This window comes from Burkholderia sp. MSMB2157WGS (assembly GCF_001532755.1).
In the GTDB taxonomy this organism is placed as follows: domain Bacteria; phylum Pseudomonadota; class Gammaproteobacteria; order Burkholderiales; family Burkholderiaceae; genus Burkholderia.
The window spans coordinates 72,231-95,546 of the sequence record NZ_LPJG01000020.1 but is presented as its reverse complement, the minus strand read 5'-3'; the positions used below and the strand labels follow the sequence as shown (position 1 = coordinate 95,546).

The following is a 23,316-nucleotide window of genomic DNA, read 5'->3' as shown; positions in this document are numbered from 1 at the left end:
TGGAACGGCTCGCCGATGAACGCCGCGACGTTCTCCGCGCCGAGTTCGAGGATCTTCGCCTCGAGCTGCTGCGCCCGTGCGAGGCCGAATGCTTCGGGCGTCTCGCCAGCCTGCGCTTCGCCGAAGAAATACGGCTGGTCGATGTGCACGATGTGCTCGACCTTCGACGGCATCTGCTCGTGCATGTAGCCCATCCCGCCGAGCGTGCCGCCCGCGATCGTCGAGCCGTGGTAGCCGTTCTTGCGCGAGATCACGTATTTCTTCTGCGGTTTGCCTTGCACGCGCCAATATTGATGCACGACGCGCAGCACGGTGTCGTTGCCTTCCGAGCCGCTGTTGCAATAGAAGAAGTGGTTGAAGCCGGCGGGCGTCACTTCCGCGAGCATCGCGGAGAGTTCGATCACCGGCGGATGCGTGGTCTTGAAGAACGTGTTGTAGAACGGCAGCTCCTGCAGCTGGCGATACGCGGCGTCGGCGAGTTCCTTGCGGCCGTAGCCGACGTTCACGCACCAGAGGCCGGCCATCCCGTCGATCACCTTGTTGCCGTCCGAGTCCCACAGGTAGACGCCGTCGGCTTTGACGATCACGCGGCTGCCCGCGCGGTTGAGCGCGCCCATGTCCGAGAACGGGTGGATGTGGTGCGCGGCGTCGAGCGCGCGGTATTCGGCGGTCGAGCGTGCCTGCGTCGCGCGCGGCGCGGCGGCCGTCGCGGTCGGCGCGGCCGGCTGGATCCAGGCCGATTCGTTGCGGTAAGTCATGTTTCCTCCGTGATTCCGTATGCGGTTGGCACGCTTACACGTGCAGCAGCAGATGGCGGCGTTCCCACGAGCTGATCACGCGGAAGAACGCTTCGTATTCGGTTTCCTTCAGCGCGAAATACGCCTTCAGGAACTTGTGCCCGAGGATCTCGCCGAGCGGCTCGCACGCGGCCATCAGCGTCAGTCCTTCCTCGAGGTTGCGCGGCAACTGGTACGGCAGGCTGTAGCCGTCGCTGACGAGCGGCTCGGTCGGCTCCAGGCGCTGCGTCATGCCGAGATAGCCGGCCGCGAGCGTCGCCGCGAGCGCGAGGTACGGGTTGCAGTCGACGCCCGGGATGCGGTTTTCGATGCGGCGTGCGGCCGGGCCCGAATGCGGGATGCGGAACCCCACCGTGCGGTTGTCGTAACCCCACTGCACGTTGATCGGCGCGGCCATGAAGCGCGACAGGCGGCGATACGAGTTGATGTACGGCGCGAAGATCGGCATCAGTGCCGGCGTGTACTTCTGCAGCCCGGCGAGATAGTTGTAGAACATCGACGTCGCGCCGCCGGTTTCCGGCGACGTGAACAGGTTCTGGCCCGTTTCCTCGTCGACGATGCTCTGGTGCACGTGCATCGCCGAGCCCGGTTCGTCTTCCATCGGCTTGGCCATGAACGTCGCGTACATGTTGTGACGCAGCGCGGCCTCGCGCACCGTGCGCTTGAACAGGAACACCTGGTCGGCCAGCGACAGCGCGTCGCCGTGCATGAAGTTGATCTCCATCTGCGCGGCGCCGACTTCGTGGATCAGCGTATCGATGTCGAGGTTCTGCGATTCGCAGTACTCGTAGATGTCCTCGAACAGCGGATCGAATTCGTTGACGGCCTCGATCGAATACGACTGGCGGCCCGTTTCGGGGCGGCCCGTGCGGCCGACCGGCGGACGCAGCGGCAGGTCGGGGTCCTTGTTCATGTCGACCAGATAGAACTCGAGCTCGGGCGCGACGACCGGTTTCCAGCCCTTCGCCTTGTACAGGTCGAGCACGCGCCGCAGCACGTAGCGCGGCGAGATCTCGACCGGCGAGCCGTCGAAGTGCACGCAGTCGTGGATCACCTGCGCGGTCGGGTCGACGGCCCACGGGATCAGGCGGATGGTCGACGTGTCGGGCACGCACACCATGTCGGGGTCGGTCACGCCGGTCAGCGAGCCGTCTTCCGGATAGTCGCCGGTAACGGTCTGCACCATCACGGCCTGCGGCAGCCGCATCGATTCGCCGGACGTGAACTTGTTGCGCGGCGTGATCTTGCCGCGCGCGATGCCGGCCATGTCGGGAATGATCGCTTCGATCTCGGTGATCCGGTGCTGCTTCAGAAAGCCTTCGATGTCTTGCATGTCTGTTCTCGTTGTCTGGTTGGCGCGCTCAGGCGAGCGCGGCGGCGGCCATGGCGCGCGTGCGTTCGGCGCGGCGGGCGCGGCACGCATCGCCGAACGCGCGGAAGATCGCGCTCGACAGCGGGTCCTGCGCGTGTCGCCATTCCGGATGCCACTGCACGGCCAGCGCGAACGCCGGTGCGTCGACGACGCTCACGGCCTCGATCAGGCCATCCGGCGCGACGGCTTCGACGGCGAGGCCCGAGCCGAGCTGCGCGACGCCCTGCTTGTGCAGCGAGTTCACGTGCACTTCGTCGCGGCCGCCGGCGAGCGCATGCAGCTGGCCGCCGGGCGTCAGGCGCACGACGTGCGCGGGGCCGTATTGCGTATCCATCGGCGCGTCGTCGTCCTCGCGGTGATCGGCGAAGCCGGGCACTTCGTGCACGCGCTGGTGCAGCGTGCCGCCGCAAACGACGTTCAGCTCCTGGAAGCCGCGGCATACGGCGAGCACGGGCACGCCCGCGACGATGGCCGCGCGCAAGAGCGGCAGCGTCGTCGCGTCGCGGGCCGGGTCGTGCTTCGTGCCGGGCTCGCTCGGCTCGCCGCCGTACCGATGCGGCTCGACGTTCGAGTAACTGCCGGTAAACAGCAGCCCGTCCACGGCGTCGAGCACGTCGGCGGTCGACTGCCGTTCGCCGAGCGCCGGCAGCACCATCGCGAGCGCATGCGCGCCGTCGACGATCGCGGCCACGTATTTGTCGCCGACCGTATGCGACGCGTGCGCGCCGATCTGGGTGAGGTCGGCAGTGATGCCGACGAGAGGTTTCCTTTCCATGACGTCAATCAGTAATCCGTAGGGACGTGACGCGCGTCGGCCCGAATGCGGCAAAACGCGGGCGCGACACGACCCCGCAGCCCGGCGTCGAGCGCAGGGCCGCTGGTGAATGGGCGCAACGGGATGGCGTGGCGATCCGCGCTGCGCGCGACGGTCAGGCCGTCGTTCGTTTCATCGCGATACGCGACGCCGCAAGGAATGCGCGAACGCGTTCCGTCACCGCACGGACGATGCGGTTGGCGAATCGACGAACGAAACGAACGACGTGAAGAAAGGAGAGGCGCTACGGCAGCAGCGACGCCACTTCGTCGGTATCGACGGCAACGAATGCGCGTGCGGAAACGGCGTTGTGGCGCCGAACGGAACGACGGGACAGGATGGTGTAGATCGACAGGTGAAGCAGGCGAGGACTATGCCAGCCGCAACTGCCGTCGGAAGCGGGAACGGCGCTGCGCAAACTTCGCACATCGCCTCGATCCCACCTCACCAGAGGGCCACGGACTCTCACGATTACACTCGACTGGTTTGTTGAAAGTATTGAACACCTGATCGTTTCGACGCGCGGGGCGTTTAAAATAATCGAGGCGCCGGTCCTGCGTCATTTACGTTGACGGGCATCGTTTGCTGCGTTGCGATAACGCTTTTCGAGGCCTGTGAAAGCCAGATGACGCTGACCTGAGAGCCAGCATATACGAGCCAATAACGGCGTCAAATGTTTTTTAATGGTCCTGCATCAGGGCTTTCCCGAGCAGTGCGAACAAAAGATTCGCTAAAGGAATGGTCGACGCGTCGTTCATTATTTCGAACGCCTTTCAGGGTTTTCCCCGCTGATGCGCGGCATAAAGTGATTAGAATATTCAACGGCTGTCCCATGCGTCGTTTCACTTTGTCATCGCACTTATCGTGTCCGAAACCGAATCGATGTCCACCGAAGTCGCCGAGCGCCTGCGTTTCGTGCGCAACAAGCATGGCCTGTCGCAGCGCGAACTCGCGAAACGCGCCGGCGTCACCAACGGCACGATCTCGCTGATCGAACAGGGGCGCGTGAGCCCGTCGGTCGGGTCGCTGAAGAAACTGCTCGAATGCATTCCGATGAGTCTCGCGGAGTTCTTCACGTTCGAGCTCGTCGAATCGCGCGCGGTCGTGTCGCGTCGCGACGAGATGCCGAACCTCGGCAACGAGTCGCTCGCGTTTCAACTGGTCGGCGCGAACGTGAAGGATCGCAACATGTGCATCCTGCGCGAGATCTACCAGCCGCTGGCCGACACGGGGCCCGAGATGCTGGTGCATGCGGGGCACGAGGGCGGCGTCGTCGTGTCGGGCCGGCTCGAGTTGACCGTCGACGGCGCGACGTGGCTGCTCGACCCCGGAGACGGCTACTACTTCGAAAGCCGTTTGCCGCATCGTTTTCGCAATCCCAGCGCGGAACTGCTCTGCGAGGTCGTGTCGGCCAATTCGCCGGCGACCTTCTGACCGCGCGTCACCGCATTCGCCGCCGGCCGGCTGCGCGCCAGGCGCGCGGCGCGCCGCGTCGCGAATGCCAAACCATTGAGGCATCCTGATGAACAAGTTGACTTTGGCTGACTGGCAACACAAGGCGGCGTCGCTCGAGATCGATGGGCGCGCATTCATCGACGGCGCGTCGCGTGACGCGCACGACGGCAGGACGTTCGACTGCGTGAGCCCGATCGACGGCCGCGTGCTGGCGAAGGTCGCCGACTGCGGCGAAGCGGACGTGAACGCCGCCGTCGCGGCGGCCCGCCGCGCGTTCGACGCCGGGGTGTGGGCCGGCCTGAACCCGCGTGCGCGCAAGGCCGTGCTGCTGCGCTGGGCCACGCTGATGCGCGAGCATCTCGACGAACTGTCGCTGCTCGAAACGCTCGACGCGGGCAAGCCGATCGGCGACACGACGACGGTCGACGTGCCGGGCGCCGCCTACTGCGTCGAATGGTTCGCCGAGGCGATCGACAAGGTCGGCGGCGAGGTCGCGCCGGCCGATCATCATCTCGTCGGCCTCGTCACGCGCGAGCCGGTCGGCGTGGTGGCCGCCGTCGTGCCGTGGAACTTCCCGATCCTGATGGCCGCATGGAAATTCGGTCCCGCGCTCGCGGCCGGCAACAGCGTCGTGCTGAAGCCGTCCGAGAAATCGCCGCTGACCGCGATCCGCGTCGCGCAGCTCGCCTTCGAGGCCGGCATTCCGGCCGGCGTGTTCAACGTCGTGCCGGGCGCGGGCGAGCCGGGCAAGCTGCTCGCGCTGCATCGCGACGTCGACTGCATCGCGTTCACGGGCTCGACGGCGGTCGGCAAGCTGATCATGCAGTACGCGGCGCAGTCGAACCTGAAGCGCGCGTGGCTCGAGCTCGGCGGCAAGTCGCCGAACATCGTGTTGCCCGATTGCCCCGATCTCGACCGCGCAGCGCAAACGGCGGCCGGCGCGATCTTCTACAACATGGGCGAGATGTGCACGGCCGGCTCGCGGCTGCTCGTGCATCGCGACATCAAGGACGCGTTCATCGAGAGGCTCGTCGCGGCCGCGCGCGCGTACGTGCCGGGCAATCCGCTCGATCCGTCGGTATCGATGGGCGCGATCGTCGACGGCATCCAGCTTGAACGCGTGCTCGGTTATATCGAAGCGGGGCGCAGCGAAGGCCGGCTCGTCACCGGCGGTGCGCGCGTGAACGCGGAAACGGGCGGCTTCTACGTGGAGCCGACGGTGTTCGAGGTGAAGCCCGATGCGAAGATCGCGCGCGAGGAAATCTTCGGGCCGGTGTTGTCGGTGATCGTGTTCGACGACGTCGACGAGGCCGTGAGGATCGCGAACGATACCGAATACGGGCTGGCCGCGGCCGTGTGGACGTCGAACCTGACGACCGCGCACGACGTGTCGCGCCGGCTGCGTGCGGGCACCGTGTGGGTGAACTGCTATGACGAGGGCGGCGACATGAACTTCCCGTTCGGCGGCTACAAGCAGTCGGGCAACGGCCGCGACAAGTCGCTGCATGCGCTCGAGAAGTACACCGAACTGAAGTCGACGCTGATCCGGCTGCGTTGACAGGCCGCCGGGGGCGGGCGCGTCGCCGTCCGGTGCTGCGCCCGCAATTGCACCCGCGGCCTGCGGCGCGCGTTACGCGCTGCGCAGTGCGGGATGGAAGCCGGCGGCTTCGATGATCGACCGTACGCGCTCGGCGCCTTGCGCCGAGTCGACCTTGACGATCTTCGCCGCGACGTCGATGTCGAGCTTCGCGGCGGGGTCGGCGGCCGTCACCGCACGCGTGATGGCGTTGGCGCAGCCGCCGCAGGTCATGTCCTGGACTTCGAATTCCATCGTGTTTTCTCCGGTGAATGATTGACGCGTACGTTCAGCATGAAGCTTGCCACGGTGGGAAGGTCAAGCGTCGCATGCGGTGATGACATCGCATTGGCCATTTGTAATGCTGAGGTCTGACGAATCGTTATTTACGTGCGCCCGTCAGTCCGAATTTTTCCCGATTGACGACTGCACATTATCGGCGAAATCCGTCGGCGCCTTGCGCGACAACGCGCGTGCGGGATCGACGGCGCACGATTCCCATGAGCGCAGTGAGGGTACTCCGAGGTGAAAATGCGAATCGATCTTAGTATCGATTCCCTCCAATATTTCCGCTCATTACGCACATGACCCGTTTCGCTATCGGTTTCGCACTGGCCCTGCTGGGCGCCTCGGCCGCGTCCGCCTTCGCTGCCGACGACGTCGTCAACCTGACGTTGAAGGACCACAAGTTTTCGCCCGATGGCGTGACGATCCCCGCCGGCAAGAAGGTGAAGTTCGTCGTGAAGAACCTCGATGCGACGCCCGCGGAATTCGAAAGCGACGACTTCAAGGCGGAGAAGGTCGTGCCGGCCGGCAAGTCGGTCGAGATCCTGGTCGGGCCGCTGAAGGCCGGGACCTACGAGTTCCACGACGAGTATCACGAAGCGCAGTCGAAGACGCACCTGACCGTCAAGTAAGCCGATACCGACATGCTGTCTACTGCCCTGATCGTCTTTCGTGAAGTGCTCGAGGCCGCGCTGGTGGTCTCGATCGTGATGGCCGCCACGAAGGGCGTGCCGCGGCGCGGCTGGTGGGTGGGCGGCGGGCTGGTCGGCGGCGTGGTCGGCGCCGGCCTGATCGCGGCGTTCGCCGACGCGATCTCGCAATGGGCGTCCGGCATGGGCCAGGAAGTCTTCAACGCGGGCGTGATGTTCGTCGCGATGCTGATGCTCGCGTGGCACTGCATCTGGATGAGCCGGCACGGCCGCGAAATGGCGCTGCACATGGGCGAGGTCGGCCGGGCGGTCGCGGCCGGCAGCCGGCCGCTGACGGGGCTCGCGATCGTGGTCGGCGTCGCGGTGCTGCGCGAGGGGTCCGAGGCCGTGCTGTTCCTGTACGGGATCGCGGCGGGCGACCCGGGCCAGACGCCGCAGATGATCGCCGGCGGGCTGCTCGGCGTGCTCGGCGGCGCCGGGCTCGGCTACGCGATGTATGCGGGCCTGCTGCAGATTCCGTTGAAGCGCCTGTTCTCCGTCACCAACGGGCTGATCGTGCTGCTCGCCGCGGGCATGGCGAGCCAGTGCGTCGGCTTCCTGCTGGCCGCCGGCCTCGTGCCGTCGTGGGGCGATGCGGTCTGGGACACGTCGTGGCTGCTCAAGGAGTCGAGCATCGTCGGCAAGGCACTGCATACGCTGATCGGCTATACCGCGCGTCCGGCGGGCATCCAGATCGCCGCGTACGTCGCGACGCTCGCGGCGATCGTCGTGCTGGCACGGCTCGTCGGCCGGCCGCGGCAGACGGTGAGGCCGCCGCACGCCGCGGCTTGAATGTTGCCGAGCTTCCGGGTTCGAATGAAAGAAGGGGCGTCATGGACGCCCCTTCTTTCATTCGGGATGCATGCGCCGGTGTCGGTCAGCTGTGGTTGTCGATCCACGCGCGCGCCCATTCGAGCCCCGCATCGCGTGCTTCGTCCTCGGTGTCGAACACGCCGAGCACGCCCGACGCCTCGACGAGCCGGTTGTTCTGCGTGATCGTGCCGCTCGCCGCGAAGCGCTCGGGCTGCATGATCTCCTCCTGCTGCAGGATCGCATGCCCCCAGATCTGGTAGCCGCGGTAGGTCTGCGCTTCCATTATCGGGTCACCTTCGCGGAGCGGCCTTGCGTGCCGACCTGCAGCACGTTGCCGTCCGGCGTGTATTGACGCGGGATGTCGGAGAAGGTGAGCGCGCGCGTCGTGTCCGGCGCGGCGGGCTGCATCACCGTGAGACGCCCGGGCGCGGGTTGCGCAACGGGGCGCGGGGCGGCCGGGGTGTCGGGCGCGGCGGCGGCCGGGCGGTGCGAGCCGGCTTTCATGGCCTGCGCGACGCGACGCTTGTGCGGTTTCGCGGCGGCTTTCGGCGTGGCGCTCGCGTGCTTCTCCGCGCTCTTGCCGGTGCGCGCGTCGGCGCCCGGGCGGCCGGCCGGCGTGCGGGCATCCGGCGTCCGAGCCGCAGGCTGCCGCGCCTCGGGCGGGTTCCAGACCTCGACGTAGTGCTCGGCGGCCCAGCCCGTCGACGCGAACGTCAGCGCCAGCAATCCGCATCCAAACAGTCTTACCATTGTCTCTCCGTCATATTCGTTGCGGCGCGCCCTGCCGGGGCCGACCCTGTGCATTCGGGGAATGCGGCTCAGGAGAACACCTCGAGCCCGTGTTTCTCGACGATCTGGAGCATGCGCGCGGCGATGCCGCTCGGCCGCTTGTCGCCCTGTTCCCATTGGCGGATCGTCGACGTCGTCGTGTTCAGGTAGAGCGCGAACACGCTCTGGCTGACGTTGACCGACTTGCGGATGCGGGCGATCGCTTCCGGATCGAATTGCGGCGCGGCTTCGATGCAGAGATCGTCGTATTCGCGCATCGTCTTCTTGTCGAGCAGGTTGGCGCGATAAAGCCCCGATGCGGCGCTGTGGACCGCCTCCGTCGCGTCGCGCTTGAATCGCGTTTTAGCCACTGCAAATCTCCACATGAAGACGCGTCGTACGGAAGCAGGCCTGTCGAGCCGGCCGGGCGTGGCACTGGATTATATGCCACTAAGTGGTACCTATTTCGACCTGGCCGGATGGCCTGCCGCACGCCGATGCGACGCCCGGACGGACTGGCGACGGCCCGTCCGGCCAGACAGCCTTACTCCACCGTCACCGATTTCGCGAGGTTGCGCGGCTTGTCGACGTCGGTGCCGCGCGCACACGCGGTGTGATACGCGAGCAGTTGCAGCGGCACGACGTGCAGGATCGGCGACAGTTGCCCGTAGTGCTCCGGCATCCGGATCACGTGCAGGCCGTCGTCGTTGACGATCTGCGTGTCGGCATCGGCGAACACGTACAGCTCGCCGCCGCGCGCGCGCACTTCCTGCATGTTCGACTTCAGCTTCTCGAGCAGCGTGTCGTTCGGCGCGACCGTGACGACCGGCATCGCTTCCGTGACGAGCGCGAGCGGCCCGTGCTTCAGTTCGCCGGCCGGATAGGCCTCGGCGTGGATGTACGAGATTTCCTTCAGCTTCAGCGCCCCTTCGAGCGCGATCGGGTAGTGCAGCCCGCGGCCGAGGAACAGCGCGTTTTCCTTGCGCGCGAATTCCTCCGACCACGCGATGATCTGCGGCTCGAGCGCGAGCACGCTGTTCAGCGCGGCCGGCAGGTGGCGCAGCTCCTTCAGGAATTGCGCTTCCTGCGCGGCGTCGACGTGCCCGCGCAGCTTGCCGAGCGTCGCGGCCAGCACGAACAGCGCGACGAGCTGCGTCGTGAACGCCTTCGTCGACGCGACGCCGATCTCGGTGCCCGCGTGCGTCAGGAACTGCATGTCGGTCAGGCGCACCATCGCGCTCGTCGCGACGTTGCACACGGCGAGCGTATGCGTGTGGCCGAGCGACTGCGCATGCTTGAGCGCCGCGAGCGTGTCGGCCGTCTCGCCGGACTGCGAGATCACCAGCACGAGCTGGCGCGGGTTCGGCACCGACTCGCGGTAGCGGTATTCGCTCGCGATCTCGACCTGGGTCGGAATCTTCGCGATCGATTCGAGCCAGTACTTTGCGGTGAGGCCCGAGTAGTAGCTCGTGCCGCACGCGAGGATCAGCAGGCTGTCGATCTGCGCGAACGCGGCGGGTGCGGCGTCGCCGAACAGCGTCGCGTCGAAGGCGTCCGTCTGCGGCACGGTGTCGCCGATCGCGCGCGGCTGCTCGAAGATTTCCTTCTGCATGAAGTGGCGATAAGGCCCGAGCTCGACCGCGCCGCCGTATGCGCTGACGACGCGGATCTCGCGCTGCACGGTGGCGCCGTGGCGATCGACGATCGTCACGCCGTCGAGCGACAGCTCGCACACGTCGCCTTCCTCGAGGAACGTGAAGCGGTCGGTGCTGCCCGCGAGCGCGAGCGCATCGGACGCGAGGAAGTTCTCGCCGTCGCCGCGGCCGACGACGAGCGGCGAACCCTGGCGCGCGCCGACGACGGTGTGCGGCTGGTCCTTGTGGATCACGGCGATCGCATACGCGCCGTGCAACTGGTGCACGGCTTCGCGCACCGCGTCGAACAGGTTGCCGCGGTACAGGCTGTGCACGAGGTGCGCGATCACTTCGGTGTCGGTCTGCGACACGAATTCGTAGCCCTTCGCGCGCAGCGCGTCGCGTAGCGGCTCGAAGTTCTCGATGATGCCGTTGTGCACGAGCGCGAGCGCGTTCGACGAGAAGATCGGGTGCGCGTTGTGCGTGACGGGCGCGCCGTGCGTGGCCCAGCGCGTGTGCGCGACGCCGGTCGTGCCTTCGAGGTGCGATTCGCGCACCTGCGCGTCGAGATCGGCGACGCGCGCGACGCTGCGTGCGCGCTTCGGGGCGCCCGGCGTAGGGGCGCCCGGCTCGAGCACGGCGACGCCGCACGAGTCGTAGCCGCGGTATTCGAGGCGCCGCAATCCCTCGATCAGCACCGGAACGATATTACGTTGCGCAACTGCGCCGACAATGCCGCACATGTATGGTCAATCCTGTCAGTCGACGCGGGCGCCGCGCGGGCGCCCGCAAAAGTTCAGCTCTTCTTCTTGACCGGGCGGACGTAGCCGCTCTTCGCGGTCTGCGTCTTCTCGTTCAATGCGAGGACGCCTTCGGCGACGTCCTTCCAGATCGTCGTGCCGGCGGCGATCGTCACGCCGCGGCCGACGCGCACGGGCGCGACGAGCTGCGTGTCGGAGCCGACGAACACGTCGTCCTCGATCACGGTGCGGAACTTGTTCGCGCCGTCGTAGTTGCAGGTGATCGTGCCCGCGCCGATGTTCACGCGCGCGCCGATGTCGGCGTCGCCGATGTACGTGAGGTGATTCGCCTTCGAGCCGTGGCCGATCACCGCGTTCTTCACCTCGACGAAGTTGCCGACGTGCGCTTCGTCCGCGAGCTGCGCGCCGGGGCGCAGCCGCGCGTACGGGCCGATCACGGTGTGCGCGCCGAGCTCGGCGCCGTCGATGTGCGTGAACGCGTCGATGCGCGTGCCCGCGCCGATCGACGCGTTGCGGATCACGCAGTTCGCGCCGACGGTGACGTTGTCGGCGAGCGTCACGTTGCCTTCGAACACGCAGTTCACGTCGATCGACACGTCGCGGCCGCAGCGCAGCGTGCCGCGCACGTCGACGCGCGCCGGATCGGCGAGCGTGACGCCGTCGGCGAGCAGCGCATCGGCGACGTTACGCTGGTGAATGCGCTCGAGCTCCGCGAGCTGCGCCTTGCTGTTCACGCCGAGCGTTTCCCATTCGTCGTCGGGCTGCGACGTGACGACCTCGAAACCGGCCTCGATCGCGAGTTCGACGACGTCGGTCAGGTAGTACTCGCCCTGCGCGTTTTCGTTCTTCAGCGCGCCGAGCCACATCGACAGCTGGGCCGTCGGCGTGACGATGATGCCGGTGTTGATCTCGGCGATCTTCAGCTCGTCCGGCGACGCATCCTTCTGCTCGACGATGCGCGTGACGAAACCGGACGCGTCGCGCACGATGCGGCCGTAGCCGGTCGGATCGTCGAGCGTGACGGTCAGGATCCCGTAGCGGCCCTCGCGCGCGGCATCGACGAGGCGCCGCAGCGTCGACGCGCGCGTGAGCGGCACGTCGCCGTACAGCACGAGGGTCGGCTGGGCGGGATCGAGCAGCGGCAGCGCCTGACGGACCGCATGGCCGGTGCCGAGCTGCTCGGCCTGCACCGCGAACTGGACGTCGGGTGCGGCGACGGCGGCCAGGACCTGCTCGGCGCCGTGGCCGACGACGACGACGAGCCGGGACGGCTGCAGCGTGCGCGCGGTGTCGATGACGTGGGAGAGGAGCGGCCTGCCGGCCAGGGGGTGAAGCACTTTCGGCAGCGCGGAACGCATGCGCTTGCCGGTGCCTGCCGCCAAAATCACGATATTCATGGCGCGCGCTTGGTCAGGGAGTTCGAAGCCGTCCATTTTAGCATGCGGCCCCCGCCGTTCCGGGCCTGCCGCGGCGGGCGCGCCACGCCGGAAAGGGCGCTCGGCGCCCGCTTCCGGCGGGTGTTCGGGCCCTGCTTACAGGTCGTCGAACTGGACGATCGAGATCGGTTGCGCGGCGCCCGGCGCCGCCGAGTCGTCGCCCGACGCGCACGGCTCCTCGTCGAACGCGATGTCGCCTTGCGGGTCGGCTTCGCCCGTCGCGCGCAGCGACTGGAACGGGTACAGCGTCGTGTCCATCAGGTGCGACGGCACGACCTTCGCGAGCGCGTTGAACATGTTGTCGACGCGGCCCGGGAAGCGCTTGTCCCATTCGCGGATCAGCGCCTTCATTTCCGCGCGCTTCAGGTTCGGCTGGCTGCCGCACAGATTGCACGGGATGATCGGGAATTCGCGCAGCTCCGCGTATTTCTCGAGATCGGTTTCCTTCACGTACGCGAGCGGGCGGATCACGATGTTCTTGCCGTCGTCCGACTGCAGTTTCGGCGGCATCCCCTTCAGCTTGCCGCCGTAGAACATGTTGAGCAGCAGCGTCTGCACGATGTCGTCGCGGTGATGGCCGAGCGCGATCTTGGTCGCGCCGAGCTCGCCGGCCACGCGGTACAGGATGCCGCGACGCAGCCGCGAGCACAGCGAGCAGGTCGTCTTGCCTTCCGGCACGAGCCGCTTGACGATGCTGTAGGTGTCCTGGTTCTCGATGTGGAACGGCACGCCGACCTGTTTCAGGTATTCGGGCAGCACGTGCTCGGGGAAGCCCGGCTGCTTCTGGTCGAGGTTCACCGCGACGATGTCGAACTCGATCGGCGCGCGCTCGCGCAGGCGCAGCAGCACGTCGAGCATCGCGTAACTGTCCTTGCCGCCCGACAGACACACCATCACCTTGTCGCCCTGCTCGATCATGTTGTAGTCGCCGATCGCCTGGCCGACCTGGCGCACGATCCGCTTGAACAGCTTGTTGTTCTCGTACGCTTCCTTCTGCTCGCGGCGCGTCAGCGCCTGGCGGCCGGCCGGGGCGGCGGTTTCGTCCAGCGTGGCGGCGTCGGCCGCCGTGTCGTTCATGTGGGGGGCGTTCATGCGCGCTCCTCGTCCTTGATGCGAAAGACTTCGACGCCGACGGCGTCGCAGTCCGGATAGGCGTCCGGTTTCTCGGTACGGACGCGTACCGCGCGCACGGCGTCGTGCGCCAGCAGGTGCGCGGCGATCGAATCGCACAGCGTTTCCTGCAGGTGGATGTGGCCGCGCGCGAGGCACTGCGCGACGCTCTGCTTCATCAGATCGTAGTCGACGACTTCGTGCAGCCGGTCGTCGACGGGCGTCGACTGCGCGAGCGGCACGAACAGGTCGACGTTGATGACGACGCGCTGCTCGCCGCGCTTCTCGTGTTCGAAGGCCCCGATGTTGATGTGCACCTCGTAGTCGCGCAGGTAGAGCCTGCGGCAATCCGCGAGGCGGGGGTGCAGGAGAGCGGAAAACATGGTCGTCCCAGTCAAATTGGCGTGCGCGCACGCAAAGCGGCGCGGGCGGCGGCGGTCACGCCGCGCCCGCGCGGTTCATTCATTCGGGCCGGCGGCGGGCGGCACCAGGTGCTCGCCGCCGTCGACGGTCAGCGTCGCGCCCGTCACGCCGGGCGCGCTCGCGAGATAGCAGGCGGCCGCCGCGATGTCGTCCGCGTGCGGCGCGTGGCCGCGCACGAGCGCCGCGACCCGCACCTTCGGCGCGAGCGCCAGCGCGAGCGCCGACGTCGCGCGGTTCAACGCGGCCTGCATCAGCGCGTGCGACAGCTGCGCCGGTGCCGGGTGAAACAGGGCCTGATCCAGTACGTGGATCGCGCACGCGCGCAGCGCTTCGTGCTCGCGCGCGGCGTCGGGCGTCGCATCGGCGAGCGCGCGGGCCAGCGCGAGCGGCGCCGTCACGTTGCGCGCGAGCGCGGCGGCGAGCGCCGCGGCGTCGACCGTGTGCGCGTCGTCGGCGCCTGCGCTGGCGCTGACGAACACCGCGCACGCGGGCCGGCCGAGCGCGTCGCCGCATGCGGCGACGAGGGCCGCGGCATCGGCTTCCAGGGCCGGATCGGCGTCGAGCACGGCCGCGCGGCGGCCGAGCGCCGCGACTTCGGCGACGAGCGCGTCGGCGGCCGCGCGCGGCGCGCCGTGGCTGCGCTGCAGCGCGACGTCCCAGCCGCGGCGTGCGAAACCCGTCGCGAGCGCGCGGCCGATCGACGCGGCGTCGGCCGTGCTGCCGAGGGCGCCCGTGACGAGCACCACGCGTGGGGTCGACGTATCGGCTGAAACGGTCATTTACAATGCCGGGATGAACCCGAAAGCTCACGAACCCGCTAGTTTACCTGCTCCCGGCCCCGACGCGCTCGCGCAGTCCGAAACCCTTGCCGCGCAACTGCGCGACGAGATCGCGGCGGCCGGCGGCTGGCTGCCGTTCGACCGCTTCATGGAGCGTGCGCTGTATGCGCCGGGGCTCGGTTATTACAGCGGCGGCGCGCGCAAGTTCGGGCGCCGCGCCGACGACGGCAGCGACTTCGTCACCGCCCCCGAGCTGTCGCCGCTGTTCGCGCAGACGCTCGCGCAACCGGTGGCCGAGGCGCTCGCGGCGAGCGGCACGCGCCGCGTGATGGAATTCGGCGCCGGCACCGGCAAGCTCGCGGCCGGGCTGCTCGCGGCGCTCGACGCGCCGGGCGTCGAACTCGACGAATACCTGATCGTCGACCTGTCCGGCGAGTTGCGCGAACGGCAGCGCGAGACGATCGAAGCCGCGGTGCCGGCGCTGGCCGCGAAGGTGCGCTGGCTCGACGCGCTGCCCGAGCGGTTCGACGGCGTCGTGGTCGGCAACGAAGTGCTCGACGCGATGCCGGTGCGGCTGTTCGCGAAGGCGGACGGCGCATGGCGCGAGCGCGGCGTCGCGCTCGATGCGCGGCAGGCGTTCGTGTTCGACGACCGGCCGGTCGGCGCAGCCGGCCTGCCGCCGGTGCTCGCGACGCTCGACGTCGACGACGGCTACGTGACCGAAACGCACGAAGCCGCGCTCGCGTTCACGCGCACCGTCTGCACGATGCTCGCGCGCGGCGCGGTGCTGCTGGTCGACTACGGCTTTCCCGCGCACGAGTACTACCACCCGCAGCGCGACCGCGGCACGCTGATGTGCCACTACCGTCACCACGCGCACGACGACCCGTTCGCGTACCCGGGCCTGCAGGACATCACCGCGCACGTCGAATTCACCGGCATCTACGACGCGGGCGTCGCGACCGGCGCCGACCTGCTCGGCTACACGTCGCAGGCGCGCTTCCTGTTGAACGCGGGCATCACCGACGCGCTGGCCGCGATCGACCCGTCCGACATCCGCGCGTTCCTGCCGGCCGCGAACGCGGTGCAGAAACTGATCTCGGAGGCCGAGATGGGCGAGCTGTTCAAGGTGATCGCGTTTTCGCGCGGGATCGACGGCACGCTCGACGCGTTCGCGCGCGGCGACCGCTCGCACGCGCTCTGACCGGAGGGGCGGATGCTGCGCTGGCTGATGGCGTCGTTCGTGGCGGTGATGATCCTGACGCGCTGCTGGCCGTGGCTCGGCAAGCTCGGCGTCGGGCGGATGCCGGGCGACGTCACGCTGACGCTCGGCGGGCGGCGCTATCCGTTCCCGTTCATGTCGACGCTGGTGCTGACGATGCTGGTGTCGATGGTGGCGCGGCTGTTCTGAGCCGAAGGCGGCGGCGCGTCGCGGCCGGGCCGCGGCGCGCGTACGAGGGACGATCGATAACGGCGCGCGCGCGACGGCGCGCAGTGCAGTTCGCGCGTTACGGTTCACGCATCACAGTTCAATTTCGCCGAGGATCCGGTGCGCGAGCGCCTTCGCTTCCTCGAACGCTTCTTCCTCGCTCGAACTCGTCGTGTGGACGTCGTAGCGCATGTTCTCCGTCTCGTCGCCGTCGTCCCGCGCGAGGATCACGTAGCCCTGGAACTGGCCGTTGTCGGCGCGGTGCGTGTGCGCCTTGGCCGTGTAGATGCCTTTGGTGAACGTGTTCGTGTCCATCGTGCCTCTCCCGCAATAGGACACTTCATCGTAGCACTGCGGCGCAGCATGTACAGCGCCGCTTATCGGCGACCGATCACCGCGCCGCCCCTGCCCGTCACCGTTCCAGCAGCGCCACGACCTCGTCGAGCGTCGGCGCATGCGCGCCCGTGTGCCGGCACGCGGCGGCGCCGGCCGCCAGCGCGAACGCGAGATGCTCGCGCCAGCCGCGCTGCGGCGCGGCCATCAGGCTGAACAGCAGGCCGCCGATCGACGCGTCGCCCGCGCCGACGGTGTCGGCCACCTCGACGCGCGGCGGGCTGGCCTCGTGCACGTCGCCGTCCGCATGGAGCGTCGCTGCCTGCGCGCCGCGCGTGACGAGCACGGCTGCCCGCGGGTTCAGCGCGCGCACCGCCGCGATCGCGTCGGGGCCGTCGCCGCCGAACAGGTGCCGCAGGTCTTCGTCGGACACCTTGATCAGGTCGGCGAGCGCGGCCATCTTCTCCAGCGTCGGCCGGTAGGCGGCCGTCATCAGGTTGCGCACGTTCGGATCGAAGCTGATTTTCACGCCGCGCGCGTGCAGATCGGCCGCGAGCGCGGCCAGCGTGCCCGCGAGCGGCTCGCGCACGAGGCTGATGCAGCCGAAATGCGCCCATTTCACGTGATCGGTCCAGCCGGCCGGCAGCCGGGCGGGATCGAACGCGAGGTCGGCGCTCGCTTCGCCGATGAAGAAGTACGCGGGCGGACGCGTCTCGTGGACGATCGCGAGCAACGGCGGCTGCGCGACGCGCTGCAGGAAGCGCAGGTCGAGCCCGGCCGCTTCGCTCGCGCGCCACAGCACGTCGGAGAAGCAGTCTTCGCCGATCGCGCCGGCGAGCGCGCTCGGCACGCCGAGCCGCGCGACCGCGCGCGCGACGTTCCAGCCGGCGCCGCCCGGCACCGACGTCCACTGCGCGTCGCCCGCGCGCACCATGTCGGTCAGGATGTCGCCCGCCGACACGAAAGCCGGAAACGTGCCGCCGCTCATTGCGTCGGCTCGCTGCGTTGCGTGCGCGCGAGGGTCGCGAGCACGTCGTAGCATGCGCCCATCGTGTGATAGTCGGTCTTGCCGGCCGGGCTCTTCTCGTCGCTGTACTTGCGGTTGTCGCAGGTGAGGATCCGGTACCACGCGCCGTAGCGGTGATCGACGAAATGCGCCCAGCTGTAGCGCCAGATCTCGTCGTACCAGTCCCAGAAGCGCTCGCTGCCGGTGCGCGCGCCGAGCATCGCCGCCGCCGCGAAGGTTTCCGCCTGCACCCAGAAATACTTGTTGTGGTCGCAGATCGTGAAGTCGGGGCCGAAGCCGTAGCAGAGGCCGCCGTGATCGGCATCCCACGCATGCGTGAGCGCCGCGTCGAACAGTTCGGCCGCGCGCGGCGCGAGCCAGTCGAGCGGGCGGTGCCGCTCGAGGATCAGCAGCAGCTTCGCCCATTCGGTCTGATGCCCGGGCTGGAAGCCCCACGGACGGAAGATGTTCGAGCTGTCTTCCTTGTTGTAGTCCCAGTCGATCGACCAGTCCGCATGGTAGTGCTCCCACACGAGCCCGCCCGACAGCGCGGCCTGACGTTGCGTGATGTGGGAGGCGAGCTTTTCCGCGCGATCGAGGTACGTGAGATGGCCGGTCGCCTCGTAGGCGGCGAGCAGCGCTTCCGTCATGTGCATGTTCGCGTTCTGGCCGCGATACGACGACACGTGCCAGTTCGGCGTCGCGTCGTCCGCATACAGGCCCGCGGCCGCATCCCAGAAGCGGTGCTCGGCGAGTTCGTAGGTGGCGGCGATCAGTGGGCGTGCTTCGTCGATGCCGGCCATCGTCGCGTGCGCGGCCGCGAGCAGCACGAATGCGAGCCCGTAGCAGTGGCGCGTGCCGTCGAGCGTCGCGTGCTTCGCGCCGTCGCGCCAGTCGAGCTCCCAGTCGTAGCCCTGCAGCGCGTCGTCCCAGTGCGCGTCGCGCAGGAAGCGCAGCCCGTGGCGCGCGTAGTCGAGGTGGCGCGGGTCGCCGAAATGGCGGTACGCCATCGCGTAGTTGAAGACGAAGCGGCAACTGCTGACGAGGTGGCGCGACGTGCGGTTGTAGACGCTGCTGTCGTCGCGGAAGTAATGATGGAAGCCGCCCGTCGGGTCGAATGCGTGGGCCGCGTAGAAGCGCAGCGTGTCTTCGATGTGCGACAGCAGGAACGACGGGTCGCGGAAGCTCGCGACGAACGGTGCCGCTTGTGCGTGGCTGACCGGCGCGGCGGCGCGGGATTGGACCGGGGGCATGTTCATGATTCTTGGACCGTGGCGGGATCGAGTGCCGGGGAGCCGGCGGGCTGGCTGCTGGCCCGCACGATCAGCTCGACGGGCAGGGAAATCTCGGTGCGCTCGGGCGCTTCGGCGAGCAGCAGTTCGACGCCGCGGCGGCCGAGCGCCTCCTTGTCGACCGCGAGCGTCGTGAGTGGCGGGCTCGCGTGCGCGGCGGCCGGGATGTCGTCGAAGCCGACGATCGCGATGTCGTCCGGAATCCGCAGGCCGCGCGCGAGGCACACGCGCTGCGCGGCCAGCGCCGCCGCGTCGTTGTACGCGAACACGGCTTCCGGGCGCGGGCCGGGCGCGTCGAGCAGTTGCTCCATCGCACGCGCGGCGCCCGTGTCGGGGTCGAGTCCCGCGTCGATCGTCACTTCGTAGGCGGGGTTGAACAACCGCCCGGCTTCGAAGAACGCGCGCCGATAGCCGATCGCGCGCTGCGCGATGCTGTAGTGCGCGGCCGAGCCGCCGATGAAGGCGATCCGCGAGCGGCCGGTGGCGAGCAGGTGGCGCATCGCGAGCGCCGCGCCCGTCGCGTTGTCGATGTTGACCGAGCGCAACCCGGGCGCCCACAGGTCGATCAGCACGAGCGGGCGGCCGGTCGCGGCGAGCGCCTCGATCGTCTCGGGCTCGATGAAGCCGGCGACCGCGATCGCGTCGGGCGCGTGCGGGCGCATCTGGCGCAGCACGTCGTCGTTCGGGCCGACCGTGAGCAGCGTCGGCACGATGCCGCGCTCGCGGCAGGCGTCCTCGACGCCGTGCAGCACGTGTGAGAAGAACGGGCTCGCGGGGAAGCGGTTGTGCTGGCGGTGCAGCAGGAACGTGAGCCGGCGGATGCGCGGGCGCAACTGCGCGGAATCGTAGCCGAGCTGCCGCGCGATCTCGACGATGCGCGCACGCGTGGCTTCGGACAGGCCGGGCTGGTTTTTCAGCGCGCGCGACACGGTGCCGATCGAAACCTCTGCCGCCCGCGCCACATCGCGAATGGTCGTACCCATCGTTCGGGGTCCGGTTTGTTTAGGGTGGAAGCGATTGTATAGTAAAAATTATCGCGGAATTCGGGCCGGATAGCCGGGGAATACCCGCGAATAACGGCTGTTTAGTCGCTAATCTGCGAAAACGCCGTTACTAAAAATACTAAACAAAACGAGAAAAAGGCAAGGTGGGGTGTGCAGGCGTCTGGCGGTGCCGGCCGAGCGCGGCAATAAGCGGCGGCCGCCCGTGCGCGTCGCGGGCCGGCGTGAGGGCGCGCCGCGGCGGTCGCGTGCGACGGCGGCAAGCCGAGGCTAACAGCCCGGCCTTGCGCGGAACGGGCATCGGGCGGGTCGCCGGGTGCGCGGGCGTTTTCCGTGCGCAACCCGTGCGCACCCGTCCACGGGCCACCGTCCGCCGTTCAGCCCGTCGCCATCGCCGCGGCCGGCGGTTCGCCGCGATGGCGCAGCGCTGCGCGGCCGGCATCGAGGTCGACGACCGCGAGCCCGTCCGGCCGCTGCTTCGCCCGCCGCTTCGCGAGCGCCGCGACCGACGCGATCTCGTCGCTCCCGTAACGTTTCGCGCCGTGCGCGCCGGCCGGCACGCCGACCGCGCCGATCGCCATCGTCACGAAGCCGAAGAACGCCGGGTTGCCGTGGCGGTCCTCGCCGCGCAGCCCGCCCGCCTGCCGGTCGGCCTGCGTGTAGAAGAGCTGCGCACCGTCGTTGAAGCGCGCGATCGCGTCGGCGGCGCGCTCGCGCCAGTCGTCGCGCTGAAACAGCACGAGGAAATCGTCGCCGCCGACGTGGCCGAGAAAGTCGCGCTGCGGATCGCACACGCCGGCCAGCACCGTCGCGGCGAACTTCAGCACTTCGTCGCCCTGCCAGTAGCCGTACTGGTCGTTGAACGGCTTGAACTGGTTCAGATCGACGTAGCACGCGTGAAAGCCGGCGTCGCGCTGGAGCAGCCGGTCGATGTGCGCGCTGATCGGGATGTTGCCGGGCAGGAACGTCAGCGGATTCGCGTAGCGCGCGGCCTCGATGCGCATCTCGGTCACGGCGCGCACGAGGCTCTCGCCGGTGCCGAGCCCGACATAGCGACCGTGTTCGGTGATCACGAAGCCGTCCGCGAGATAGCGCTGGTCGTGGCTCGCGAGCAGCATCGCGAGTTGCTCGAAGGTGGTTGCGTTGTCGATCATCAGCGGCGCATCGTTCGCGAACTGCAGGCACGGCTTCTTCCCGAACACCTCGCGGTGATACGGCAGCGCGAAACGGTCGATGAAGCCGCGGCGATTCACGAGCGCGACGGGCCGCCCGCGCTCGACGAGCGCGACCGCGTGCAGGTCGGGCATCCGGTTGAACAGGTCGAGCACGTCGTTGCTGGTCGCGTCGCGCGGCAGCGCCGGGGCGGGCACGAGCATCTTCCCGGCGATCGTGCCGGCCGGCCGCACCGCGCGCGTCACGCCCGGAAACACCGCGATGTGCGGCGTGCGGATCGCGTCGCGCGCGGCCGGCGCGACCACCCGCGACGGCTGCGCGTCCGGCCGGCCGAGCAGAAAGCCCTGCACGCAGCAGATGCCCATGTCGCGCACGACGATCAGGTCGCATTCGTTCTCGATGCCTTCCGCGATCAGCTTCGCGCCGCTCGCGTGCGCGAAGTGCTGCATCGCCTTCACGGCTTCGAACTTGAGCGGGTCGTGCGCGATGTCGTGGATGAAGAAGCGGTCGATCTTCACGACGTCCGGGTGCAGGCGCAGCCACAGGTTCATGCTCGCGTTCGCGGTGCCGTAGTCGTCGAGCGCGAACTGGATGCCGGCATCGCGCAGCGACGCGACCGCCGGCCCGATGTCCGCGAGATCGGGAATCGCGTGCTGCTCGGTGAGCTCGATCACGATGCGTTCGGCGCCGATCCGCGCGCGGCCGAGGAACTGGCGTGCGCGCTCGCGTTCGCCGGCGAGCGTGAGGATGGTGCCCGCGCTGAAATTGAGGAACAGCTTGCCGTCGCAGCCGAGCGCCGCGAACGCGTCGAGGCAGGTGAGCGCGGCGGCCCGTTCGAGCGCGATGGTTTCGCCTTCGCGCGCGGCCTGCGCGAACAGGGCGGCGGGCGGCTCGAGGTCGGTGCCCCGTGGCCCGCGGATCAGCCCTTCGTAACCGACGACCGTCCCCGAGCCGAGATCGACGATCGGCTGGAAAACGGCGGCGAGCGCGCGATCCGCGATCAGGCGCGTGGTGCGGGCGACAGCGGGATCGGAGTGGGGCGCGGGCATGGACGAGGGCAGCCGAATCGACGGGACGCCCAGCTTAACGGCAGCGCTCGCGGAGAATTGAATGAAGATTTCGTGACGCGATGGGCGTTGCCGGTGCATCGCGCCCGGCGGGGGCGCGGGCGGGAGGCGGGAGGCGGGAGGCGGGAGGCGGGAGGCGGGAGGCGGGAGGCGAAAGGGGGAAGGCCGCCGGCAGCGGCCATCGCGCCCCCGCGGACGCGTCAGCGTTTGCTCGTGCTCAGCGCGCCGGACGCGGCCGTCGCGTCGCCCTCGTCCTCGCCGCTCGTGTCGCGGGCGCCCCAGCGCTGCGCGAGCGCCGCGCACGCCATCAGCTGGATCTGGTGGAACAGCATCAGCGGCAGCACGATCGCGCCGACCGCGTTCGCCGAGAAGATCACCTTCGCCATCGGCACGCCGGCCGCGAGGCTCTTCTTCGATCCGCAGAAAATGATCGTGATCCGGTCGGCGCGGTTGAAGCCGAGCCGCTTGCCGACGAACGCGGTCAGCAGCAGCGCGATCGCGAGCAGCACGACGTTGACGACGAGCAGGCCGCCGAGCGCGCGCGGCGGAATCTGGTGCCACAGCCCCTCGTTGACCGCCTCGCTGAACGCGACGTAGACGACCAGCAGGATCGAGCCCTGGTCGACGAAGCGCAGCACGCCGCGATTGCGGTCGATCCAGCCGCCGATCACGGGCCGCAGCAACTGGCCGGCGATGAACGGCACGAGCAGTTGCATCACGATGCTGCCGACGGTGCTCCACGGCGACGCGGCCGCGGCCGATTGCGACGTGATCATCAGCCCGACGAGCGCCGGCGTGACGAAGATCCCGAGCAGGCTCGACGCCGATGCCGCGCACACGGCGGCCGGCACGTTGCCCTTCGCGATCGACGTGAATGCGATCGACGACTGGACCGTCGACGGCAGCGTGCACAGGAACAGCACGCCCGCATACAGCGTCGGCGTGACGAGCGGCTGCAGCACGGGTTTCAGCGCGAGCCCGAGCAGCGGGAACAGCGCGAACGTGCTGAGCAGCACGACCGCGTGCAACCGCCAGTGCGTCGCGCCCGCGACGACGGCTTCGCGCGACAGTTTCGCGCCGTGCAGGAAAAACAGCAGGCCGACGGCGATGTTGGTCGCCCAGTTGAACGCATGGGCGGCCGGGCCGCGGCAAGGGAGCAGGCTCGCGAGCACGACGGTGCCCACGAGCGCGAGCGTGAAGTTGTCGGGAAGAAAACGGGGACGGGCCATCGGGGAAACTCGATTCGGACATGGCGAAGGCGCGCGTCGCGCGCGCGGATGGCGTCATTGTCGCGGTTGGCGAT

Annotated in this window: 25 protein-coding genes; 6 read left to right on the top strand and 19 right to left on the bottom strand. The window is 68.7% G+C overall.

The features are described from left to right. From WT53_RS13535 to WT53_RS34085, 4 genes are all read right to left on the bottom strand, one after another. Nucleotides 1-758 (bottom strand): aminotransferase class III-fold pyridoxal phosphate-dependent enzyme (locus WT53_RS13535; protein ID WP_156447879.1); only part of this gene is annotated, 758 nt, incomplete at its 3' end. A gap of 34 nt (nucleotides 759-792) precedes the next feature. Then, nucleotides 793-2,130 carry a glutamine synthetase family protein gene (locus WT53_RS13530; RefSeq protein ID WP_034208577.1) on the bottom strand — a complete coding sequence of 446 codons (1,338 nt, stop codon included), beginning with the start codon at nucleotides 2,128-2,130 and terminating at the stop codon, nucleotides 793-795. A 28-nt stretch (nucleotides 2,131-2,158) separates the two neighbouring features. Next, a complete protein-coding gene (locus WT53_RS13525) occupies nucleotides 2,159-2,944 on the bottom strand; it encodes a gamma-glutamyl-gamma-aminobutyrate hydrolase family protein (protein WP_034208576.1) in 786 nt (261 codons plus the stop codon). Between the two features lie 283 nt (nucleotides 2,945-3,227). Next, the gene (locus tag WT53_RS34085; RefSeq protein ID WP_006488040.1) at nucleotides 3,228-3,410 is read right to left on the bottom strand and encodes a hypothetical protein; all 183 of its coding nucleotides are present in this window, start codon (nucleotides 3,408-3,410) and stop codon (nucleotides 3,228-3,230) included. A 455-nt stretch (nucleotides 3,411-3,865) separates the two neighbouring features. Between WT53_RS34085 and WT53_RS13520 the strand changes: the two genes are divergently transcribed. Together WT53_RS13520 and WT53_RS13515 are read left to right on the top strand one after the other, a co-directional pair. Next, nucleotides 3,866-4,417, top strand: a complete 552-nt coding sequence (locus WT53_RS13520; protein WP_034208777.1) for a cupin domain-containing protein — start codon at nucleotides 3,866-3,868, stop codon at nucleotides 4,415-4,417. An 88-nt stretch (nucleotides 4,418-4,505) separates the two neighbouring features. After that, nucleotides 4,506-5,996, top strand: coding sequence for an aldehyde dehydrogenase (locus WT53_RS13515; RefSeq protein WP_034208575.1), 1,491 nt, complete (start codon nucleotides 4,506-4,508; stop codon nucleotides 5,994-5,996). A gap of 72 nt (nucleotides 5,997-6,068) precedes the next feature. On the opposite strand, the gene WT53_RS13510 is transcribed toward WT53_RS13515, so the two are convergent. Beyond that, nucleotides 6,069-6,269, bottom strand: a complete 201-nt coding sequence (locus WT53_RS13510; RefSeq protein WP_034208574.1) for a heavy-metal-associated domain-containing protein — start codon at nucleotides 6,267-6,269, stop codon at nucleotides 6,069-6,071. Between the two features lie 329 nt (nucleotides 6,270-6,598). Between WT53_RS13510 and WT53_RS13505 the strand changes: the two genes are divergently transcribed. After that, nucleotides 6,599-6,931: a cupredoxin domain-containing protein gene (locus WT53_RS13505; RefSeq protein ID WP_027785634.1), complete on the top strand. Its 333-nt coding sequence runs from the start codon at nucleotides 6,599-6,601 to the stop codon at nucleotides 6,929-6,931. A gap of 12 nt (nucleotides 6,932-6,943) precedes the next feature. Continuing rightward, complete coding sequence (locus tag WT53_RS13500) at nucleotides 6,944-7,780, top strand: FTR1 family protein (protein ID WP_034208573.1); 837 nt, start codon at nucleotides 6,944-6,946, stop codon at nucleotides 7,778-7,780. Nucleotides 7,781-7,865: 85 nt separating this feature from the next. On the opposite strand, the gene WT53_RS13495 is transcribed toward WT53_RS13500, so the two are convergent. The 8 genes from WT53_RS13495 to WT53_RS13460 form a co-directional block, all read right to left on the bottom strand. Next, nucleotides 7,866-8,084: a hypothetical protein gene (locus WT53_RS13495; RefSeq protein ID WP_034208572.1), complete on the bottom strand. Its 219-nt coding sequence runs from the start codon at nucleotides 8,082-8,084 to the stop codon at nucleotides 7,866-7,868. Then, a complete protein-coding gene (locus tag WT53_RS13490; protein WP_034208571.1) occupies nucleotides 8,084-8,551 on the bottom strand; it encodes a hypothetical protein in 468 nt (155 codons plus the stop codon). Before WT53_RS13490 ends, WT53_RS13495 begins: the two co-directional genes overlap by 1 nt. Nucleotides 8,552-8,619: 68 nt before the next feature. After that, nucleotides 8,620-8,940, bottom strand: coding sequence for a DNA-binding transcriptional regulator (locus WT53_RS13485; RefSeq protein WP_034208570.1), 321 nt, complete (start codon nucleotides 8,938-8,940; stop codon nucleotides 8,620-8,622). 173 nt (nucleotides 8,941-9,113) lie between these two features. After that, nucleotides 9,114-10,946 (bottom strand): glutamine--fructose-6-phosphate transaminase (isomerizing), encoded by a 1,833-nt coding sequence (gene glmS / locus WT53_RS13480; protein WP_034208569.1) that lies wholly within the window; start codon nucleotides 10,944-10,946, stop codon nucleotides 9,114-9,116. Nucleotides 10,947-10,999: 53 nt separating this feature from the next. Then, complete coding sequence (gene glmU / locus WT53_RS13475) at nucleotides 11,000-12,361, bottom strand: bifunctional UDP-N-acetylglucosamine diphosphorylase/glucosamine-1-phosphate N-acetyltransferase GlmU (RefSeq protein WP_034208776.1); 1,362 nt, start codon at nucleotides 12,359-12,361, stop codon at nucleotides 11,000-11,002. A 135-nt stretch (nucleotides 12,362-12,496) separates the two neighbouring features. Next, complete coding sequence (ttcA, locus tag WT53_RS13470) at nucleotides 12,497-13,492, bottom strand: tRNA 2-thiocytidine(32) synthetase TtcA (RefSeq protein ID WP_034208568.1); 996 nt, start codon at nucleotides 13,490-13,492, stop codon at nucleotides 12,497-12,499. After that, nucleotides 13,489-13,893, bottom strand: a complete 405-nt coding sequence (locus WT53_RS13465; RefSeq protein WP_027785625.1) for a dihydroneopterin aldolase — start codon at nucleotides 13,891-13,893, stop codon at nucleotides 13,489-13,491. Before WT53_RS13465 ends, ttcA begins: the two co-directional genes overlap by 4 nt. Nucleotides 13,894-13,968: 75 nt before the next feature. Continuing rightward, nucleotides 13,969-14,712 carry an SDR family oxidoreductase gene (locus WT53_RS13460; protein WP_034208567.1) on the bottom strand — a complete coding sequence of 248 codons (744 nt, stop codon included), beginning with the start codon at nucleotides 14,710-14,712 and terminating at the stop codon, nucleotides 13,969-13,971. Between the two features lie 13 nt (nucleotides 14,713-14,725). Between WT53_RS13460 and WT53_RS13455 the strand changes: the two genes are divergently transcribed. Further along, the gene (locus tag WT53_RS13455) at nucleotides 14,726-15,916 is read left to right on the top strand and encodes a class I SAM-dependent methyltransferase (protein WP_034208566.1); all 1,191 of its coding nucleotides are present in this window, start codon (nucleotides 14,726-14,728) and stop codon (nucleotides 15,914-15,916) included. Nucleotides 15,917-15,928: 12 nt separating this feature from the next. After that, nucleotides 15,929-16,123 carry a DUF2905 domain-containing protein gene (locus WT53_RS13450; RefSeq protein ID WP_034208565.1) on the top strand — a complete coding sequence of 65 codons (195 nt, stop codon included), beginning with the start codon at nucleotides 15,929-15,931 and terminating at the stop codon, nucleotides 16,121-16,123. Nucleotides 16,124-16,234: 111 nt separating this feature from the next. On the opposite strand, the gene WT53_RS13445 is transcribed toward WT53_RS13450, so the two are convergent. From WT53_RS13445 to WT53_RS13420, 6 genes are all read right to left on the bottom strand, one after another. Further along, nucleotides 16,235-16,456 carry a hypothetical protein gene (locus WT53_RS13445; RefSeq protein WP_034208564.1) on the bottom strand — a complete coding sequence of 74 codons (222 nt, stop codon included), beginning with the start codon at nucleotides 16,454-16,456 and terminating at the stop codon, nucleotides 16,235-16,237. Between the two features lie 97 nt (nucleotides 16,457-16,553). After that, the gene (locus WT53_RS13440; protein WP_034208563.1) at nucleotides 16,554-17,462 is read right to left on the bottom strand and encodes a carbohydrate kinase; all 909 of its coding nucleotides are present in this window, start codon (nucleotides 17,460-17,462) and stop codon (nucleotides 16,554-16,556) included. Continuing rightward, a complete protein-coding gene (locus WT53_RS13435; protein WP_034208562.1) occupies nucleotides 17,459-18,739 on the bottom strand; it encodes an AGE family epimerase/isomerase in 1,281 nt (426 codons plus the stop codon). Before WT53_RS13435 ends, WT53_RS13440 begins: the two co-directional genes overlap by 4 nt. Beyond that, nucleotides 18,736-19,755, bottom strand: a complete 1,020-nt coding sequence (locus WT53_RS13430; protein WP_034208561.1) for a LacI family DNA-binding transcriptional regulator — start codon at nucleotides 19,753-19,755, stop codon at nucleotides 18,736-18,738. Before WT53_RS13430 ends, WT53_RS13435 begins: the two co-directional genes overlap by 4 nt. 395 nt (nucleotides 19,756-20,150) lie before the next feature. Continuing rightward, nucleotides 20,151-21,995 (bottom strand): phosphodiesterase, encoded by a 1,845-nt coding sequence (locus WT53_RS13425; RefSeq protein ID WP_034208560.1) that lies wholly within the window; start codon nucleotides 21,993-21,995, stop codon nucleotides 20,151-20,153. A gap of 218 nt (nucleotides 21,996-22,213) precedes the next feature. Further along, the gene (locus WT53_RS13420; RefSeq protein ID WP_034208559.1) at nucleotides 22,214-23,242 is read right to left on the bottom strand and encodes a bile acid:sodium symporter family protein; all 1,029 of its coding nucleotides are present in this window, start codon (nucleotides 23,240-23,242) and stop codon (nucleotides 22,214-22,216) included. Between the last annotated feature and the right edge of the window lie 74 nt (nucleotides 23,243-23,316).